20 protein-coding genes are annotated in these 19,298 nt (G+C 43.0%); 13 read left to right on the top strand and 7 right to left on the bottom strand.

Features of this window, described 5'->3' with window-relative positions; translation table 11 throughout:
- Positions 1-10: 10 nt before the first annotated feature.
- Together P0M28_RS08665 and P0M28_RS08660 are read right to left on the bottom strand one after the other, a co-directional pair.
- A complete protein-coding gene (locus P0M28_RS08665) occupies positions 11-844 on the bottom strand; it encodes an oxidoreductase (RefSeq protein WP_302209412.1) in 834 nt (277 codons plus the stop codon).
- A gap of 101 nt (positions 845-945) precedes the next feature.
- Positions 946-1,533 (bottom strand): Crp/Fnr family transcriptional regulator, encoded by a 588-nt coding sequence (locus tag P0M28_RS08660; RefSeq protein ID WP_302209411.1) that lies wholly within the window; start codon positions 1,531-1,533, stop codon positions 946-948.
- A gap of 168 nt (positions 1,534-1,701) precedes the next feature.
- On the opposite strand from P0M28_RS08660, the gene P0M28_RS08655 reads away from it, so the two are divergent.
- On the top strand, positions 1,702-2,355 hold the full coding sequence (locus P0M28_RS08655) for a Uma2 family endonuclease (RefSeq protein ID WP_302209410.1): 654 nt from the start codon (positions 1,702-1,704) through the stop codon (positions 2,353-2,355).
- A 21-nt stretch (positions 2,356-2,376) separates the two neighbouring features.
- Here the strand turns inward: P0M28_RS08655 and P0M28_RS08650 are convergent, their stop codons facing one another.
- Positions 2,377-3,972, bottom strand: a complete 1,596-nt coding sequence (locus P0M28_RS08650; RefSeq protein ID WP_302209409.1) for a peptide chain release factor 3 — start codon at positions 3,970-3,972, stop codon at positions 2,377-2,379.
- An 80-nt stretch (positions 3,973-4,052) separates the two neighbouring features.
- The gene (locus P0M28_RS08645) at positions 4,053-4,343 is read right to left on the bottom strand and encodes a YciI family protein (RefSeq protein ID WP_302209407.1); all 291 of its coding nucleotides are present in this window, start codon (positions 4,341-4,343) and stop codon (positions 4,053-4,055) included.
- A 74-nt stretch (positions 4,344-4,417) separates the two neighbouring features.
- Here P0M28_RS08645 and P0M28_RS08640 point away from each other — a divergent pair, with 74 nt between their 5' ends.
- The 9 genes from P0M28_RS08640 to P0M28_RS08600 all read left to right on the top strand — a co-directional run bounded on the left by P0M28_RS08640 (position 4,418) and on the right by P0M28_RS08600 (position 12,354).
- A complete protein-coding gene (locus P0M28_RS08640; RefSeq protein ID WP_302209406.1) occupies positions 4,418-5,104 on the top strand; it encodes an HAD family hydrolase in 687 nt (228 codons plus the stop codon).
- Between the two features lie 62 nt (positions 5,105-5,166).
- A complete protein-coding gene (locus P0M28_RS08635; protein WP_302209405.1) occupies positions 5,167-5,709 on the top strand; it encodes a hypothetical protein in 543 nt (180 codons plus the stop codon).
- 258 nt (positions 5,710-5,967) lie between these two features.
- A complete protein-coding gene (gene trkA / locus P0M28_RS08630) occupies positions 5,968-7,308 on the top strand; it encodes a Trk system potassium transporter TrkA (RefSeq protein ID WP_302209404.1) in 1,341 nt (446 codons plus the stop codon).
- Between the two features lie 172 nt (positions 7,309-7,480).
- Positions 7,481-8,941 (top strand): TrkH family potassium uptake protein, encoded by a 1,461-nt coding sequence (locus P0M28_RS08625; RefSeq protein ID WP_302209403.1) that lies wholly within the window; start codon positions 7,481-7,483, stop codon positions 8,939-8,941.
- 92 nt (positions 8,942-9,033) lie between these two features.
- Complete coding sequence (locus P0M28_RS08620) at positions 9,034-9,414, top strand: diacylglycerol kinase family protein (protein WP_302209401.1); 381 nt, start codon at positions 9,034-9,036, stop codon at positions 9,412-9,414.
- A gap of 54 nt (positions 9,415-9,468) precedes the next feature.
- Complete coding sequence (locus P0M28_RS08615; protein ID WP_302209400.1) at positions 9,469-10,050, top strand: Crp/Fnr family transcriptional regulator; 582 nt, start codon at positions 9,469-9,471, stop codon at positions 10,048-10,050.
- Positions 10,051-10,178: 128 nt separating this feature from the next.
- Entirely contained in the window at positions 10,179-10,634 is a 456-nt protein-coding gene (locus P0M28_RS08610) for a DUF1569 domain-containing protein (RefSeq protein ID WP_302209398.1), read from the top strand.
- 144 nt (positions 10,635-10,778) lie between these two features.
- Entirely contained in the window at positions 10,779-11,462 is a 684-nt protein-coding gene (locus P0M28_RS08605) for a DUF8737 domain-containing protein (RefSeq protein ID WP_302209397.1), read from the top strand.
- 22 nt (positions 11,463-11,484) lie between these two features.
- Positions 11,485-12,354, top strand: a complete 870-nt coding sequence (locus P0M28_RS08600) for a pepsin/retropepsin-like aspartic protease family protein (RefSeq protein ID WP_302209396.1) — start codon at positions 11,485-11,487, stop codon at positions 12,352-12,354.
- A gap of 34 nt (positions 12,355-12,388) precedes the next feature.
- On the opposite strand, the gene P0M28_RS08595 is transcribed toward P0M28_RS08600, so the two are convergent.
- Complete coding sequence (locus tag P0M28_RS08595; RefSeq protein WP_302209395.1) at positions 12,389-13,672, bottom strand: monooxygenase; 1,284 nt, start codon at positions 13,670-13,672, stop codon at positions 12,389-12,391.
- An 83-nt stretch (positions 13,673-13,755) separates the two neighbouring features.
- Here P0M28_RS08595 and P0M28_RS08590 point away from each other — a divergent pair, with 83 nt between their 5' ends.
- Positions 13,756-14,376, top strand: coding sequence for a redoxin domain-containing protein (locus P0M28_RS08590; RefSeq protein ID WP_302209393.1), 621 nt, complete (start codon positions 13,756-13,758; stop codon positions 14,374-14,376).
- 8 nt (positions 14,377-14,384) lie between these two features.
- Here P0M28_RS08590 and P0M28_RS08585 read toward each other — a convergent pair whose 3' ends face one another.
- Complete coding sequence (locus tag P0M28_RS08585) at positions 14,385-15,404, bottom strand: Fic family protein (RefSeq protein WP_302209392.1); 1,020 nt, start codon at positions 15,402-15,404, stop codon at positions 14,385-14,387.
- A gap of 346 nt (positions 15,405-15,750) precedes the next feature.
- On the bottom strand, positions 15,751-16,782 hold the full coding sequence (locus P0M28_RS08580; protein ID WP_302209391.1) for an XdhC family protein: 1,032 nt from the start codon (positions 16,780-16,782) through the stop codon (positions 15,751-15,753).
- A 74-nt stretch (positions 16,783-16,856) separates the two neighbouring features.
- Here P0M28_RS08580 and P0M28_RS08575 point away from each other — a divergent pair, with 74 nt between their 5' ends.
- Both P0M28_RS08575 and P0M28_RS08570 read left to right on the top strand, forming a co-directional pair.
- On the top strand, positions 16,857-17,135 hold the full coding sequence (locus P0M28_RS08575) for a VOC family protein (RefSeq protein ID WP_302209390.1): 279 nt from the start codon (positions 16,857-16,859) through the stop codon (positions 17,133-17,135).
- A 684-nt stretch (positions 17,136-17,819) separates the two neighbouring features.
- Positions 17,820-19,259, top strand: a complete 1,440-nt coding sequence (locus P0M28_RS08570) for a hypothetical protein (RefSeq protein ID WP_302209389.1) — start codon at positions 17,820-17,822, stop codon at positions 19,257-19,259.
- The last annotated feature ends 39 nt before the right edge of the window (positions 19,260-19,298 follow it).

The following is a 19,298-nucleotide window of genomic DNA, read 5'->3' as shown; positions in this document are numbered from 1 at the left end:
GCAACTTTTTCTACATAAACACGGCACGCTCGGCAATCTCTCGGTTGGCTTCCAGATCGGCCGCTACACTGTCTAGCTTCATTTGTATCGTTTTGAGTGCCGTCTTTCCTAACGGAAGACGAAGCGAAGGGTTAGCGGAATTGACCAAGTCAATGATCGCGCGCGCTGCTTTGGACGGGTCGCCTTCCTGCTGTCCGTCTACGCTTTTCAGCTTTTCTCTAAACGCCCCGGCGGTGGTTGCGTAATCGTCAATAACCTGCTGAGCTTGTCCCAAGCGACTTCCTGCGAAGTTCGTTCGGAACGGACCCGGTTCCACGATGGTGACATTGATGCCGAGCGGAACTACTTCCTGAGCCAGGGCTTCGCTGAACCCTTCTAGCGCAAATTTACTGGCGTTATATACTCCGAATCCGGCAAAAGCTTTGATACCAGCGTGCGACGAAATTTGCACAATATGCCCTTTTCGTTGCTGGCGCATACGGGGCAATACCGCTTGCGTGAGGGCTAACGTACCGAAGAAATTTGCTTCAAAGACGTTTCTTACTTCCTCGATAGAAGCTTCTTCTACTGCTCCTACGAAACCCACTCCGGCGTTGTTCACCAATACATCAATCCGATCAAATTCGGAAGTCACTCGCTCAACTGTCGCCTGAATTGCGTCTGGGTTCGTAATATCGAGCAGAATAGCAGCTCCCCGATCAGCGTACTGCCGATTAAATTGTTCTATTTGTTCGGGCTGACGTAACGTGCCTACCACGTAGTCGCCCGCTTCCATAACTGCTTGAGCCAATGCTTGCCCCAGGCCACTGGAAATTCCGGTAATCAACCAAATATGCTTTTTCATTAGTTGTACGATTTTTAGTGATGCCAATATTGACTCTACAAAGATGTAGCAGTCTGAGGTAGTTAGAAATAAGCTAGATTAGGAAATAGACTTGAACTGGTTTAAGATTTGGAAGCGAGCTTCTTCCGAATTTTGCTCAGAAACTCCGGGGTCATGCCCAGGTACGAAGCAATAGTCTTTTGTGGAACCCGGTGAACGATGTTGGGGTATCGCTCCAGCAACTCCAGATAACGCTCTTCGGCTGTCTTACTCAGATTAGACAAGGCTCTTTTCCGGGAGAAAGCAAACGCCCGCTCAGTTGTAATGCGGAAGTACTCGCTTAGCGCGTGAATTTCGGTACAAAGCTGCTCAATATCTTCGTACTGCATTTGCAAAATGACTGAGTCTTCTAGGGCTTCTACGAAGAGCGTGGCGGGAGTTTGGGTGATATAACTATAAAAATCGCTGACGAACCAATCTTCTATCGCAATCTGTACGATATGCTCTTTGCCTTCGGTATCAACGAAGAAAGAGCGAAAAGCCCCTTTCACCACATAGTTGCGGTACAAACAAACATAACCTGGCTGATCGATAAATTGTCGCCTTCGGATGCGGGTGGTTCGGACAATTGTAAGCAGCCTCTGTTCTTCCGTCGGTCCTAGGGATACGTGCCGACGAATATTTTGTAGTAGCTTCTGGTATTCGTTCAAAATATCACTTAGTTGGAATTAGCTCTTTGAAGAAAAACTGAGCCCCGAAAAACTTGTTTCGTACAAACCAGGTTCAAATTTTGACTGCATCTATGAAAATAGACAGGCACTACAACGAGATTAATAGTTTCTTCGTATTTTAAAGATACCTCGTATTATTAAACTGCTATGAAAGAAGCCATTGTTGATGAAATTATGAACTCGCTCCGGGCACCTATGATTTTGGAAGAGCTTCAGCAAGCCTGGAGTGAGGAGCAAAACCGCCGTCAGCGTTTCTATGAAGAGATGAGCGAGCAGGAGAAGGTAGAGTTTATTAAAGGCGAAGTAGTAGTTCATTCACCCGCTAAAAAAAGGCACGTTGATGTTACCGGTCGTTTGGTACAATTACTGAAAGTTTACTGTCATAAAAACGACTTAGGTTACGTTGGCTTCGAGAAAATACTTATTCGGTTGACCCGCAATGACTTTGAACCGGACGTATGCTTCTTTAAGAAAGAGAAAGCTCAAACGTTTGAAGAGGATCAGCTATTCTTTCCTGCTCCTGACCTAGTGGTGGAGGTGCTCTCTTCGGGGACGCAGGCCCGAGACAGAGGAGTGAAGTTTGAAGACTATCAGCTACACGGGGTGGCAGAGTACTGGATTGTAGATGCTCAAAAGAAAACCGTAGAGCAGTACGTATTGCAAGACCAGCAGTACGATTTAATAACTAAAGCTAGTGATGGACACTTACAAAGCTCGGTGGTTTCAGGGCTCACCTTTCCTATCCCGGTGATCTTTGATGAAAACAAACTTATGGCTTTTCTAAGTCAGCTCTTCGCTTGATACGAAATAGTTGATTTTTGTTTAAAATTCCGAAGTGAAGTGAAATTGAATGTCAGGAAAATTATCCTGTACCATTTGTAGCCAGGACTTGGTTTCGGCCATAAACACGTACTTGCCGTCTTTGTCTTTGGCAATATGCCGCTCTTTAGAGTTGATAAATTCTTGGAGCTTTTTGGGATCATCGCTACTAATCCAGCAGGCTTTGTATAGATTCATTGGCTGAAAGGTACAACTAGCATTGTATTCGTTTTTCAATCGGTGCTGAATTACTTCAAACTGAAGTGCTCCTACCGTACCCACTACTTTCCGCGAGCCAAGTTCGTAGCTGAACAACTGGGCAACGCCTTCATCCATCAGTTGCGATAAGCCTTTGTCCAGTTGCTTGGTTTTCATCGCATCCTGGTTAATCACTTCCTTAAACATTTCGGGCGAGAAGCTAGGGATACCTTTGAAAGTACCTTCTTCTCCCTCAGTGAGCGTATCCCCAATTTTCAGATTACCAGTATCGTACAGTCCGACAATATCACCAGGGAAGGCTTCATCAATAATCTCTTTGTCTTGCGCCATAAAGGCCGTTACACTAGAGAATTTGAAGTTCTTTTTGAGTCGGGTATGGTAGTAGGGCTTATTTCGCTCAAAAGTGCCCGAGCAGATGCGAACGAAGGCAATCCGATTGCGGTGGCGAGGGTCGATGTTTGCGTGAATTTTGAAAACAAATCCGGTAAACTTCTCTTCAGCCGGAGTAATTTCCCGTTCTTCGGTTTCCCGGCTTTTAGGGGACGGGGCAATATTTACAAAGGTGTCTAGCATCTCCTTCACCCCGAAGTTGTTGACCGCGCTACCAAAGAACACCGGAGCTACTTTGCCACTCAGGTAGCCTTCCATATCAAATTCGGGGTACACTCCCGTAATCAGTTCTTCATCTTCGCGCAGTTGCTCGGCGAAGCCTTCGCCGATATATTCATCCAGCTCTGGGCTGTGAATATCGCTAATTTGTACTCCTTCGTCTTGTAACTTCTGTTTACTCGGTTGAAAAAGAAATAAACTTTTATTGTACAGACTGTAAACTCCTTTAAAGCTTTTACCCATACTTATGGGCCAACTCAATGGGCGTACCTGAATATCTAATTTAGCCTCAATTTCATCTAGCAAGTCGTAAGGGTCGCGTCCTTCACGGTCTAACTTATTAATAAAGGCAATTACCGGAGTATTTCGCATCCGACATACTTCCATCAGCTTTTCGGTCTGAATCTCTACACCCTTCACACAATCAATCACCATCACTACGCTATCTACCGCGGTAAGCGTGCGGTAGGTATCTTCGGCAAAATCTTGGTGACCAGGAGTATCCAGCAGATTAATTTTGATTGGGTCACCCCCGTTTCGGTACATAAATCCCATTACTGAGGTAGCCACGGAGATGCCCCGCTGCTTCTCAATCTCCATAAAGTCGGAGGTAGCATGACGACTAATTTTGCTGGACTTCACCGCTCCGGCGGTCTGAATGGCCCCGCCAAACAGCAGTAGTTTTTCCGTAAGGGTAGTCTTGCCCGCATCGGGGTGACTAATAATGCCAAACGTACGCCGCTTGGCTATTTCTTCAGTAAGTTTGCTCATGGATCTTGTATTCTGCGCCTACTAGACAACAAGTTCGTAAAATTAGTTTCTCATCGCTAAATTTCCCGTATTTGAGTAGATTAATCCAAGTTAGCCAAGCGGATAGCTTTAACATCAATATCCACCCACACTCCGTTGATTTTGTAGGGATCATTCGCAATAATTTCTTGTACTTCGGCCTCTGCATCTGCCTGATAAATGATGGTAGAGCCAACCATCTTTCCGTCTTCATTGAGAAAAGCCCCTCCTTTAATTAGCTTTCCACTTTGGTACAATTTGCGGGCGTAAGCCAGATGTTCTTCCCGAATGCTCATGCGTCGTTCCAAAGCTGCTTCGTCGGTGCCATCGTAGGCAATTAGTAGAAATTCCATAGGATTGGTTTTCAACAGTAGTAAAGATAACAATTGGTTTGGGATGCTCCGCGCCAAAGGCTAGATTTACCACTATGGATCAAATAAAAGTAATTGCTTTTGATGCGGACGATACGCTGTGGGTAAACGAACCTTACTTTCGGGAAACCGAGGATAAGTTTTGTGAAATGATGGAAGATTATCTGCCTCAGCACAGTGTTTCCCGGGAGTTGCTAGAAACCGAAATCAATAATCTTGCTCTCTACGGCTACGGCATCAAGAGCATGACGCTTTCTATGATTGAGGCGGCTATTCAAATGTCGGACAAAACCATTGGCCTGGAAGCGGTTGAAAAGATTATTCAGTTTGGAAAAGAGATGTTGGATAAACCCATTGAATTACTGGAGGGAGTAGAAGAGGTGCTACAGGCTTTACAAGGAAAATACCGATTGGTAATGGCCACCAAGGGTGATTTGCTGGATCAGGAACGCAAGCTACTCAAATCAGGGCTAGCCAACTATTTTCATCACATTGAGATTGTCTCGGAGAAGAAAGAACCTAATTACGAACGGTTGATTCAGCACTTGGATATTCCGCCCCAAGCGTTTCTGATGGTTGGCAACTCCTTAAAATCGGATATTATGCCCGTGCTAAATCTGGGTGGCCATGCCTTTCATGTACCCTATCATACCACCTGGGCTTATGAAAAGGTAGACAACACCATTGATCATCTTCAGTTTAAACAATTGAGTAGTATCAAAGATGTTATCAAGTATCTTTAAGTATATTTTATAAGCTGAGCTTTTTGAATCTTCTAATAGTTAAATCTAGAAATAGTGTTTTTATGCATAATACTAAAGATAATAATTGTCCACTTACTGCAAGAGAAATCGCGATATTAGAGGATTCTCAGTACTTTGTTAATCGAGCAGTGGATGGACTGAATTTACAAAGGGGTCGCTTAGTAAACTATGACTTTAGTATTAGAGATGATCCTTGGAACTTTCTCACCGATGTATATTTCTACATTACGGCTTTAAAAAGGTTACGTCAACCGATCTTAGTGGGAAGAAAAGTTGCCAAGATTAAAGTAAAAGTAGAGAATGCTATTAATAATTTTGACAATGAGATTACAAACGCAAGAAATATGCGAGATATATTAGAGCATGTTGATGAGTATATTCAGAATAAAGGTCGTAATAAGCAAATTAGAAACGCAACACTGTATAATGTTATATACACTGAGAGTGGAATACACTGGGCTAACATGACGTTTGACATATATCAAACTCAAGAAGCAGCATATCAGTTATATACATCATACAGAAGAATACTAAAGAAAGAGTTTAAATTATACAGAGAATCTAAAAGTAAGAAACTCACCTAAGCCACCTTTACGAAATGGGAAATGTATAGGCTATTCTCGCTTTTAATATCCATAGGTATATCTTGTTAAAATGACAACTACCAAAAGTCAATAGTGATATTAGTATCAACTCTTTTGTATTATGATGCAATAGATTATTCTTACACAGTAGAAGATACATGACAATTTAACTTTTAACTGTCTAATACTACCAATAATCGATTTTCAATTTTCCACTACTATTATGCTATATTTGCTTTTTTTGAGTTTATTACTGCTATGAGGATTGTTATTGCCGGAGCGGGCGATGTGGGAGCACACCTAGCTAAGCTCCTTTCGTACGAAAACCAAGAAATTGTGGTGATTGATCTGGATGCTGAGCGTCTTCGTCAGCTAGGTAGTCAGATTGATGTGGCTACCATAAAGGGAAATGCAACTTCTTTCAAGACGCTAAAGCAAGCGAATGTGGGCGAGGCAGATTTGCTGATTTCGGTAACCGAATCGGAAGAAGTAAATCTGGCTACTACCGTTATTGCCAAACAGTTGGGCGTGAAGCGTACAGTAGCTCGCATTAGCAATGAGGAGTTTCTCATGGATAAGGAAACACTCGATCTACGAGCCGTAGGCATCGATGAACTGATCTCACCCGAATCGTTAGCGGCCCGGGAGGTGAAGCGATTGCTACGCATGGCCGCAGTTACGGACACCTTCGAGTTTGATCAAGGGCTATTATCGCTAATCGGAATTACACTGGATCACGATAGTAACTTAATTGGTAAGACGCTGGCTGAAACCTCCCGGCTCAACCCGGATAATTCGTATATTATTGTGGCTATTCTACGCGAGGGGCGAACCATCATTCCTAAGGGAAATAACCGTCTTAGAGTGAACGACCACGTGTACTTTATTGCTCAGCCCGACGGCATTGACCGAGTGCTCAAACTGACGGGCAAGGTAAAAATAGAAATCCAGAGCTTGATGATTTTGGGTGGTAGTAAAGCCGGGTACCACACCGCCCGAAAACTTAGCGACTCGTACCGAATTAAGCTGATTGAGCGAAATAAAGAAAAGTGCTTCGAGCTAGCTGACCAATTACCCAATGTGCTGGTGATTAACGGCGACGGGCGGAATGTGGAGCTACTTACGCAGGAAGGGCTCGCCGACATGGATGCCTTCATTGCTCTTACCGGTGACTCCGAAACGAATATTATTAGTTGCTTGGTAGCCAAAGATAGAAAGGTAAAGAAAACCATTGCCTTGGTAGAAAATACGGACTACATCCATCTGAGTCAGAATATCGGGGTGGATACCATGATTAACAAAAAACTAATTGCAGCCAATTTTATTTTCCGCTACATCCGCGAGGGCGATGTAGTCTCTATCACGGGTATTCACGGAGTAGAAGCCGAGATTTTGGAGTACGAAGTGAACGATAATTGTAAAATTGCCAATCGTCTCCTGAAAGATCTGAAGTTTCCGGGCGATGCTATTATCGGTGGAGTAATCCGTGACGGAAAAGGCTACATTGCCTTAGGCAATTTCAAATTTGAACGCGACGATCGGGTAGTGGTACTCAGCCAACGGGATGCTTTGTCGGAAGTGGAGAAATTTTTTAAATAGAGTTTAGTGCTATGGTGCGTAGTGTTATAGTGTTAAAATTTTTGAGTTTGGTATTTAGAACGCTGTTTTTGGTAACTCAAAACAACCCTAAATATGAATACACAAGTACTCTCACACTACGTACGCACTTTAACACTTTAACACTTTAACACTTTAACACTTTAGCGCGGGTATGCTCTTTAACTGGAAAGTGCTGTTCAATATTCTGGGGTTGATTCTGGTATTCACCGCAGGCTTTATGCTCATTTGTTTACCGGTATCGCTGTACTACGGCAGTCAAGATTGGAAAGCACTACTCTCGTCGTCGGGCATTACGCTGTTGGTGGGAGGAGGTACGTGGCTGCTTACGCGCAATCAGCAAGATAAAGAAATGCGCCGTCGCGATGGTTATCTGGTGGTGACTCTGAGCTGGATACTGATCTCATCTTTCGGCTCCTTACCGTACTTTCTTAGTGGGGCTATTCCTACTTATCCAGATGCTTTTTTTGAGGCTATGTCGGGCTTTACTACCACCGGTGCAACCATTCTCACTGATATTGAGGTAGTTCCCAAAGGAATTCTGTTCTGGCGAAGCCTTACCCAGTGGATTGGAGGCATGGGAATTATTGTGCTGGCTGTGGCTATTCTCCCAATTCTGGGTATCGGTGGAATGCAGCTATTTCAATCGGAGGCACCTGGCATTAGTCCTGACAAACTAAAACCCCGTATCCGAGATACGGCCAAACGGTTATGGATTATCTATCTTAGCCTAACCCTTGCCGAAACGGTTTTGCTCTGGATTGGTGGAATGAGCTTTTACGATGCGATTAACCACGGCCTAACCACCATGGCAACGGGTGGGTTTTCCCCAAAAAACGCTAGTATTGCTCACTACGACTCAGCCTACATTCAGTATGTGATAACTATCTTTATGTTTTTAGCAGGTACCAGCTTCACGCTTACCTACTTTATGCTGAAAGGAAGCTTTCGGAAAGTCTGGCAGAACGAAGAGTTCAGAAATTATCTGTGGTTCACGGTTATTGTCACCACAATTACTACGGTAGGTATTTTTATTTCTACTGAAAATAATGCGGAAGAATCCTTCCGTTACGCCGTTTTTCAGGTAATATCGGTGATTAGTACTACGGGTTACATCACCGCCGATTATACTGCTTGGATGCCATTACTGACGGTTATATTCTTTCTGCTGATGTTTACCGGTGGTTCGGCAGGATCAACCTCGGGTGGGGTAAAGATTGTTCGGCATACTATTCTGCTTAAGAACAGCTTACTCGAAATGAAGCGGCAGATCCATCCCTCGGCGGTAATTCCGGTGCGCTACAACAATAATGCGGTTACCCAGGATATTACCTTTAATGTACTGGCGTTTTTTATCATCTATATTACCATTTTTGCGCTAGGCTCAGCCATTATGTCGCTGTCGGGGGTAGATTTTATGACGGCGGTTGGTTCAGTCGCTACTTCCTTAGGCAACATCGGGCCGGGAATTGGTACCGTAGGTCCGGTTGATAACTTTGCCCATCTGCCTGACTTTGGCAAGTGGTTTCTGTCATTTCTGATGATGCTCGGGCGGTTGGAGCTGTTCACCGTACTGATGCTGTTCACTCCCTATTACTGGAGTCGTCATGCGTAGGGCAAATAACAATGAACAGTTAGCAATGAACAATCTCGGAGTTTGTCTGGGAATTAATCAGCTATTTTATCCTGTATCAGTGACTTGAGGATATGTCTGCCAAAAAATTCTCAATCATCGATAGAATTAAGAGTTTTCACCACGCTTTCAGTGGGTTGCAGGCGTTGTTTAGGGAAGAACATAACGCTCGGGTGCATCTGGCGATTACCCTTCTGGTAATTATACTCGGAGCCTTCTTCAGCGTGAGCGCAACCGAGTGGATAGTTATTGTGCTAACGGTTGGCTTTGTCTTCGTAACCGAAATTCTCAATACGGCTGTAGAGCACATTGCTGATTTTATTTCACCTCAGCGAGATGACCGCATTAAGCGAATTAAGGATTTGGGAGCGGCAGCGGTGTTACTTTCCGCTATTACCGCCGTAGTGATCGGCGTAATTATTTTTCTGCCTAAACTCGGGGAGTTGTTCTTCTGAAGCAAAAACCCTATAAACGGCAAGACAAAGTTTTAAAATTCACGACAATCATTGATGGCTGAGCAACACATCCTACAAAAAATTCTGAAGAATGATAATCTTACGGCTGAAGAGTTAGCTAGCGTAGTCTCTCAATTCGCCCAAGTTACGTTCAATAAGAACGAGTATATTTTACAGGCGGGTGAGGTAGCTCATTATTACTATTTCGTAGAAAGTGGCTTTGTCCGCTCTTACGCAGTTGATACTGATGGGAATGACATCACTACGGGCTTCTTCACGAAAGCACAAATCCTCATTGACTGGCCATCTTTCTTTCTGAAAAATCCTACTAAAGAACACTACCAAGCTCTTACCGATTGCGTAGTGTGGCGGCTGGGGTTTGATGAGTTTCAGCGGTTATTTCACAGTATTGAAGCTTTCCGGGAAGGGGGGCGATCTCGATTGGTAGGCAGCTACTTTGCCCTTAAGCGGAGAAGCACGGCGATGATTACTGACTCGGCCAAGGAGCGGTACTTACAGTTGGTAAAAGAGTCCCCTGAATTGATTCACAATGTTTCCCTAAAGCATATTGCCACGTATTTGGGTATTACGGATACTTCACTGAGCCGAATAAGAAAAGAAATAGCTAAGGAGTAGTAAATTCTTGTCCTATGACAAGAATTTCGTATTCATTCTGCGGTACCTTTGTTATAAGTGCTTATAGGCATTAGAGCTTCTACAGCTTAGAAACACAAATCTAATGCCCAACACCCAATCCCTAACCTATGGCCAACAACATCTTTGAGAAAAGCATCACTGACAGCCTCATTAACCGAGTGAACCAGTTAACCCCTACTACTCCCAACCAATGGGGGAAAATGAATGTAGCTCAAATGCTAGCCCACTGCAACGTGACCTACGAAATGACTTACGAAAACAAGCACCCTAAACCGAATGCTTTTGTAAAATTCATGCTTAAGCTTTTTGCCAAGTCTACCGTGGTGGGCAGCAAGCCTTACAAGAAAAACGGTCAAACTGCTCCGCAATTTATTGTGAAAGATGCCAAAGACTTTGGAGTGGAAAAGGAGCGACTCGTACAGTATTTGAAGAAAACCCAGGAGCTAGGAGAAAAACATTTTCATAACCGAGAGTCTCATTCATTCGGTCGACTTACTAAAGAAGAGTGGAGTGCTATGTTTCATAAACATCTGGAACATCATCTGCGCCAATTCGGGGTTTGACCGAAGACCGAAGTTTATTTTCGCTGCATTGTTTTTCCAAACTTAAACCTTGTAAATCTGCTCATTGCTTCGTTCCACGGCGACATTGCTCACTCTGGGACAAGTCGCACATTAGTCATTATTCATTAATCGTCGTTCATTATTATGCTTGATTCTATTCCTTGGTTTGTGGCGGGAGAGTTTATTCTGGTTGCCGGGTTCACGTTGATTATGCTAAATGCAGCTATCCGTCTATCTGCAAGCGGATGGATAACCGCTTTAGCGTGGCTAATGCTACTATCAGTGCTAGCTTTTTCTGGCTTTTATCAGAATACCGATTCAGTGCCCCCTCGCTTTACTATGGTGTTGCTTATACCGCTGCTGACTATTGTTTATGTTTTTAACTCCCAGCGGGTACATGAAGCGAATATTCCACCTTTAGTGCTGATTCATGTGGTTAGAGTGCCGGTGGAGCTTATTCTTTATCAGCTATTTGTGTACGGTACTATCCCGGAGCTAATGACATTTGCGGGGAGAAACTTTGATATACTGGCGGGCATCACCGCGCCTTTCATTTACTATTTCGGCTACAAGAAAAGAGTACTAAGCCGTTCATTAATTATTGGGTGGCATATTATCTCGCTGCTGCTGCTGGGTAACATCGTAATTCACGCTATTTTATCTATACCGTCTCCGCTTCAGCAATTAGCCTTCAATCAACCAAATATTGCGGTGTTAACCTTTCCTTTCGTTTTGCTGCCCGGCGTGGTAGTTCCGGCAGTACTGTTTAGCCATTTAGTAGCATTGCGCTACGAATGGAATAAGGAAATTGTCACTACCTTGCCGTAGCAACAATAAAATCGACAAATCATTGAAACTTATTAAACGCGCACTCTTTTCAATTTTACTACTAACTACGGTAGGGTGCTTTAATCTTACAAAACTACAACGGGCAGGCTACATTCAGCCGGAGGATTTCTATTACGAATTCCCGTTTACCACCTACAAATCGCTAATTATCGTTCCCGTAACACTGAGCAGTGATACCACCCGAAACTTTTTGTTTGATACGGGAGCCGACTTAGTGGTGATCCAGCGAGATACTACCACCGGAAAATCGATGAAAATAACGGGGGCTTCTAACCGTACTGTGAAATTCGGACGAGAGGTTGTACCATCGTTCCAGATAGGCGATGTGGATTTCAGAAGCTTACAAGCCATTAATAGTAATTTAGAGGGTTTGAATGATAAGGTGCCTAATTTTGGTGGATTTATCGGTCAAAATGTAATCAGTAAAGCCAACTGGCGGATAGACTATCCCAACCAAACGCTGACCCTATCTTCTCGTAACTTAGTGGACAGCACATTTCAAAAAATTGAAATTGACCGGAAAGATGGGTCTCCCTTTGTAACGGTGACCATTGATGGAGAGCAATACCAAGCGATGGTTGATTTAGGATCATCTAGTGCGCTGGGTGTGCCAAATGAATCAAAGCTTGCTAAACAACTTTTGAGCAAATATGATCTACGCGAAGAAGAGCGAGAGGTCTATACGGTAGGAGGAGTACGAACAGTGAAGCAACAGGTTGGAACTATTCCATTAGTTAAAATAGACGACTACGAAATAGCTAACGTTGAGGTGAAGATTAGTTCTACCAATCGGATACGGATAGGAAATCGTTTCTTCAAAGATCACGTGCTTTATATAGATAATATCAACGGGGACTACAAGATTAAGTAGATAGAGAAACAGTCCGTTACGACAATCTTATCTTCTATTCCTGGGCATCTTTCCGAAGTGGCCCGACCGACGGAGCATCCAGGTAGTACATAATTAGGTTCATCATTTCGCTGGTGGTGTTCCAACCGTAGGTAACGGTTTTGGGCGGTACATTAGGGTTTTCGGGATTGTCGCTGGTATTGTCATAAATGCCCTCGGCATAAATAACTGACCGTTCGGGCAGGGTGAGTGGCTTCCGAAATACGTAGGTAGATTGCCAGTTGAAATCCCAATCGTTGATGCGTACCAGCGGAATCATATCTCCACTAGGAGTAATGGCGTAAGCAACAAACGATTGACCTAAGGTATGCATATGGGGCAGCACCGAAATTAGCTGAATATCATTACTGAGAGGTGCTGATCGCAAGTAGAACGTTTTAACGTTATTCGCCGGAATTACGAAGGGCTGGTTGACAATATCGTTTTCCCGCAATGCGAATGTCTTTACCTCTCGGCTAACGGGCTTTTTCGTGAAGTATAACTTTACCGTAGACTGATCCGTATCGCTAACACCCGAGGGAGCGTAATGGACATTAAATATCAGGTCACTATTCTTCTTCAGCGGTTTACCAGTACCCTCGGGAAAGACAATTGGCAGGTTGCCCGGTACCCAACCGTACAGAAACTCATCGGCCAGCGGCGTTTTCTGAAATTCTTTAATACGAGGATCATACTCCGACATGCGATCAATACCCCGGATTTGGTTGGTAGTATCTACCATAATGCGGCTGTGATGCACGTAGCGACGGTTGCCCGGTTCAAACTCAATCGCTTTGATGTATACATCTTTCGGTAGGTTGGTTGGTACGCTGAAGAAGCGGAAATCTTCAATACCCGTATCCGAAATTTCGTAGGGCTGCGTCATGGGCAGTACTAAATCCGGCTCCATTTTCAAGTGCGGATTATTGGCGAAGGTGGGCGGAGGTGGTGCTTTCTGCGGATCGCCTTCGGGAGCACCATTTTCTACCCATACTTTAATCAGGTTAATTTCGTGAGGTCTGAGCAGACGTTCGTTTTTGTAGCGCTGAAAGGTTGGATCGGCCTTCCAAGGTGGCATGTAGCGAGTTCCGGTTACGCGCTGAATAAAATCAGCTCGTTTGGCCACGTCTTGATACGTAACGAGTGGAAACGGCCCAATTCCGCCTTTATGATGACAGGGAGTGCAATTGCGGTGGACGATATGCACCACATGATCGTTAAAAGTGATCTGGTTTTGGGCGTAAGTGCTACCAGTCCAACTCAATATTCCAACTAAGAAAATAGTACGTAAGCGAAGCATACGCTTTCCATAATTATATTTTCGCTTCTCTAACCGATTCTTTATATTGCTCGGTACGTTAACCTCAAAAATACATAATTCTTATGAATCTCGTTCGCTATTGGTGCTGGTTGCTAGTCAGCTTATCTGGCATACTGCTCGCTTCAACTTTATCCGCTCAGGTTATCCACTGGCCGCAAGATACCTTTCAAACCCTGGTTGGGCAGGAACTTACTCCGCATCAAATCCGCAGCCAAGCGGCTACGGTAGTTTTGTTTATGGACCCCGAGTGTCCGGTGACACAGAAGTACGGTGCTACGCTTCGTAAGCTTCAGCAAGAGTGGCAAGATAAAGACGTGACCGTGGTGGCGGTGTATCCGGTAGTTGGTATTGACCATGAGACGATTGCTGAATTTGCCCAAGACTACCGTTACAATTTTACCCATTTGCCCGACCCCCAACAAAAGCTAGCGAAGCAGCTTCAAGCCAACACCACTCCCGAAGCGTTCTTACTAGATTCACTCGGCCAGGTGCGCTACCGCGGAGCGATCGACAACTGGTTCTACGAGCTAGGTCGCTACCGTCGGGTTGTTACTGAACACTACGTAGCAGATGCGCTTACCGCTTACTTACAGGGTAATCCGATTTCAGTCTCCAAAACCGAAGCCATCGGCTGCCTAATTGGCACCAGTATGGTAGAGGAATCGCATCACGGGCATCATTGATAGTGACCTTATTTATAGAATAGTTTGAGGTATTCATCAAATATAAACACTCGATTTCTGCTATATCCCGTTACTTCTTTAAGAAAATCAGCATCTATAAAATCTGAAATAAGAGAGTTTGCTGTATTGTAAGTTAGCCCAGTAACATCTTTGGCCTGATTCACATTTATAATAGGTTTTTTCAGTAAGTACTGGAGTAATATTATGGCATTCTGGCTTTTTCTGCCGAAATCATTATTGATTTTATTCTCAAGTCTTTCTTTCAATTCTAGTACATTAGATAATGTCTGTGATGCTTTCTCAGCTGTTTCGGCAATGCCCACTAAAAAGTACTTTAGCCATTGCTTCATATCGTTTTTTGTTCTTACAAAAGTTAAGTTATCATAGTACAATCCTTTATTCTTTTCAAAGTATGCTGATAAGTACAGTAGAGGTTTCGTTAGTATCTTTTTATCAACCAAGAACAAAGTAATTAGGAGTCGACCAATTCTTCCGTTACCATCTAGAAAAGGATGTATAGTTTCAAACTGGTAGTGGGCAATAGCTATCTTAACAAGCTCTGGTACATCTATATCCTCGTTATGAATAAAATTTTCTAGGTCACTCATTAGTTCACCAACATAATCCTGATGAGGAGGAATGAAAATCGCATCAGATAGACTGTTTCCGTCGATCCAATTTTGGCTCGAGCGAAATTCTCCTGGTAATCTGTGCTCTCCTCTTACACTATCCAGCAATATCTGATGAGTTTCTCTTAGTAAGCGCGAAGATATGGGTAGTTTTTCAAGTCGTTCAATTGCCGTGTTAAGCGATTTGATATAATTGTTTACCTCTATCCAGTCATCTTTTCGCTCCGGTGCGATTTCATCTTCATCCATTAAAGCTTCATCCATCTGAGTTTGAGTTCCTTCAATTCTACTTGAAACTACCGCTTCCTTTGTAACATGCAGTTGGATAAAAAGATCAATAGTTGGAACAAGCTTAGAAAACGAATTTAGTTCTCCGAGTTTGATAGCAGCCTTCTCCATTAAAAGATTTAGTTTAGAGTCCTCCCATACCCATCTATCATTGATTTTGGTCGGAATAAAATATTCGTACCCAGTATGACTCTTTTGAAAATATCCAGACCTATACCTCTCTAGCTGAATCATATAGTAAGAATTCTAACAAAATAAATATATATCAATTAAGATTGAAAAGTTACAATATAGATATTTATATCTCAACTATAATGCATAATATGAGATATGATAATCTATATCTCAAGTTCATCCAGCTTACTAATTAACACAGCAATACCAACCGAAAATATGGAACAGGAAATTTTAGCAAGTCTTATTGAACCTAATCAAAAGAAAAAATACGACAGTTCACCTATTTCTCCCTCCGCGAATACTGATTCTTTACTTCAATAATCTGGCTCATAATAGATAGAGCAATTTCCTTGGCCGACTGTGCATGAATATTAATCCCGATAGGGGCGTGAATACGATCCATGAGCGATTGATCGATTCCCTTTTCCAGTAGGCGGTCAACTCGCTTAGCGTGAGTTTTCTTACTGCCTAGTGCTCCGATGTAACCCACCTCTGATGGGAGTAAAATTTCTAGCGCATTGTCATCAATTTTGGGGTCGTGAGACAAAACGGCGCAAAAGGTGTAGGCATCTAGCGGAAATTGGTCTAATACCTCTGATGGGTAGTTAGGGAGAATCTGTGCTGGCGGGTCGCTGAAGGTCGTATGCTGAGCAAAATAACCTCTCGGGTCAATCACCACGGTTTCAAAACCAAACTGATTGGCTAGTGCCACTAAGTCTACAGTAATGTGCGCGGCTCCAATAATCAGTAGCACGCTCTTGCGAGGGAATACCTGAATAAAATAGGTGGTAGTATTGTGGGTAATTGTCTGGTGAGAGCGTTTAGAATAAGCATTTCTCGCTGCCATAAGCACTTCTTCGGGTAGCTCGTCGCCCCAAACTTGCTCTTGTTCATTAATCAATGTATTGGTACTATTGCCATTCTTGAGAGACGAAACAAGCGTGGCAGCTTTGTTTTCTTCGGTGTGATTTAACAGTTGTTGCCAGACACTATTTTCGCTGAAAGTAGCAGGTTGAAGCAAAACCTGAATGCTACCACCACAAGACAGCCCAACCGACCAAGCCTCTTCGCTGCTTACCCCAAAATCTAATACTGCTGATTGGTTCTCAGTCAGTACCCTTTTTGCCTGCTTTACCACGTCGCCTTCCACGCAACCCCCGCTTACCGAGCCGTCCATCTCTCCCTCAGAATTAATTAGCATAACCGAGCCTACTGGGCGAGGCGACGACCCCCAGGTCTTCATAACCCGAGCCAATGCTATAGTGTTGGTCTGTTTTAGCCAGGCCTGTAATGTTGAAAGGTATTCACGCATAAGTGACGAACGTTGTTTTTACAAGGTACAAACTATATCTTATCAGCCTTGAAATGCATAACAGAAAAGTACGTATGAACCTAAACCAAATTACCGTACCTTCAGTAGGCTTAAGCAAGTCGGTAGCTTTTTATCAGAAGTTAGGCTTACGGCTGATTGTAGGCGCACTGCCGTACTACGCTCGCTTCGAGTGTCCCGAGGATGATGCCACTTTTTCTATTCATCGGGTAGAAGAGCTTCCTGAGGGCGATGGAATCTACGTATACTTTGAGTGTGCAGGCTTGGATGAACGGGTGACCCGACTTCGTGCGACAGGCATTGTGTTTAATGAGCTTCCGACTGACCAACGTTAGTTATGGCGGAAAGTCCGATTAAAAGACCCTGATGGTAATCAACTCATTCTATTTTACAGTGGGGGCAATCGCAAAAATCCGCCTTGGCGCGTAAATGAGTGACAGTTTAGTGTTATTTGATGGCAAATTTGCAGGAACTATCGAGCTGTTTTGGGCTTACGCAGCACTTTTTAGCCGATTTTCGCCCTATTGTTACCTAGCAACGCTCAATCTTACTGGCAACTTTAAGCAACCGATTGTAAAATATTTTCGGTAAAAAATGCGAAATGGTAACTTTTGGTATTTCTGCTTATAAGAAAGAAAAATAGCTTTTGGAATACTATATAAGGAATTAATTTTACCGTTGGATGTGGAACCGCGCACACATTTTTTTGGTGGCCTTGAATATTGAGACAAATTTATTACTCTATCCAATAATTATTACATCGAACATATAAGTGATGCAAAACCTAAATAATATTCCATTTAAAGGAATATTCATATTCTATTTCATTTAAGTAATAATACTGACTAATTGTATATGGTTATTATAGTGACTTTTTGCTAAAGCTTGTCATAATTATTACTTAATCCATTGTGTTTCAATTTTATACTGCCAATGCAAAACTATTAATAGTAGCAAATTTTACGTAATATTGTTTGCATTAAATTAAAAGTAGGGTTTAGCAATTACCAATATTTACGATGGCGAAACTTAAGAATATCATTAAGCAGTTATCCGACTCCGACTATACATCCATTCATGAGTCGCTAATTGAGAACAGTGCGGAGAAGTCAGCATACCTGCTAAAAGCGATGCGCGAACGTTCATTATCTGATAATAAAATAATGGACGAACTGGGAGTGAATACGAATGCTTACTATACGTTGCGGTCTCGCCTTAATCAAAAAATCGAGGAATATTTGCTTCAGCAAATGGAAAACCCTCGTACTGATTTGATTAAAAAGGTAGCTAATATTAACGAAGTAATATTTACGAAGAAACGTGCTATCGCTATTGCTACGCTGAAGAAGATTGAGAAAGAACTGCTTGACTACGATCTGCCCAGTGAACTTACCACCATCTACAAAACCCTTCGCAAATTACACATCAATACTCCCGATCACTTTACGTATTCGCAATCGTACAACAAGCATGTGGCGTATACGCTGGCGGTAGATAAGGCTGAAGAGTTGTTATGTCAGTACTTCAAAAAGTACGGTGACTACACTATGTCGCGCGATGAGACCACCCAGCTTGAGCTTTCGCTGCTGACGGATGAAATGAATAACTTGTGCAACCTGTACGAATCGCACCGATTGTACATCTACCAAAGTTGCTTGAATATCTTTCATCGTTTATTTGTGGAAGGTGAGTCTTACGACAACAATACGCACGAACCCATTGAGGATATTCTGGATAAAATGCAGGAGATTCTGAGTAATTATTACCTAGATTCTATCTATCACCACTTGCAATTGGTGTACGAGCTGCTTCGTCTAGAATATTACAACCATTACAAAGTATACCGTAAGGCTGAAGACTTCTACGAAGAAGTAAATGATGCGGTAGATACCCTACTGACAAATTACAGCTTACATACGTACCCAGCGCAGTACCTAGTTTCTAAAATTGAGCGGGCACAACGCATGGGTAACGAAGAAACTTTATACGAGGAAAACAAAATGCTTTTCCACGATTATGAAGGCGATTTAGACGATGTGCCGAAATATGTAACCTACGTGATGTACCGAGCACTGTCTTGCTACTACGCTGGTGAGTACAATGAGTCGGCTCGGTGGATTAACAATCTGCTAAACGAACTAAGTCTCAAAAAGTATCCGTACGCCCAACTAGAGGTAAAAGCGGTACTCGCTCTTCAGTACTGCCTAATGAACGATTATGATCTCTTTAACCAGTTAACCAACAGTATTCAGCGTCAGATACGGCTACTGGGTAAAGACAACTGTGAGTCTATCGTGATCTTCACCAAAATTCTGAAGATTTCTGTTTCTGATGTAAAACGTGATAAGTACAACAAGATACGGGCACTAGCCGAGCGCTTTGCCCGCTTTGATATGAAGCATTTTGCTCCTACCATGCTCATCAAAATGGACGAGACCTTTATTAATAAACTTTGCTAATAATTATACTCTTCATACGTAAAATAAGGCCAGGGACAT

This window comes from Tunicatimonas pelagia (assembly GCF_030506325.1).
Classification (GTDB): Bacteria; Bacteroidota; Bacteroidia; order Cytophagales; family Cyclobacteriaceae; genus Tunicatimonas; species Tunicatimonas pelagia.
Note: the sequence above shows the minus strand (reverse complement) of the source record. Positions and strands in the feature narration are given on the sequence as shown.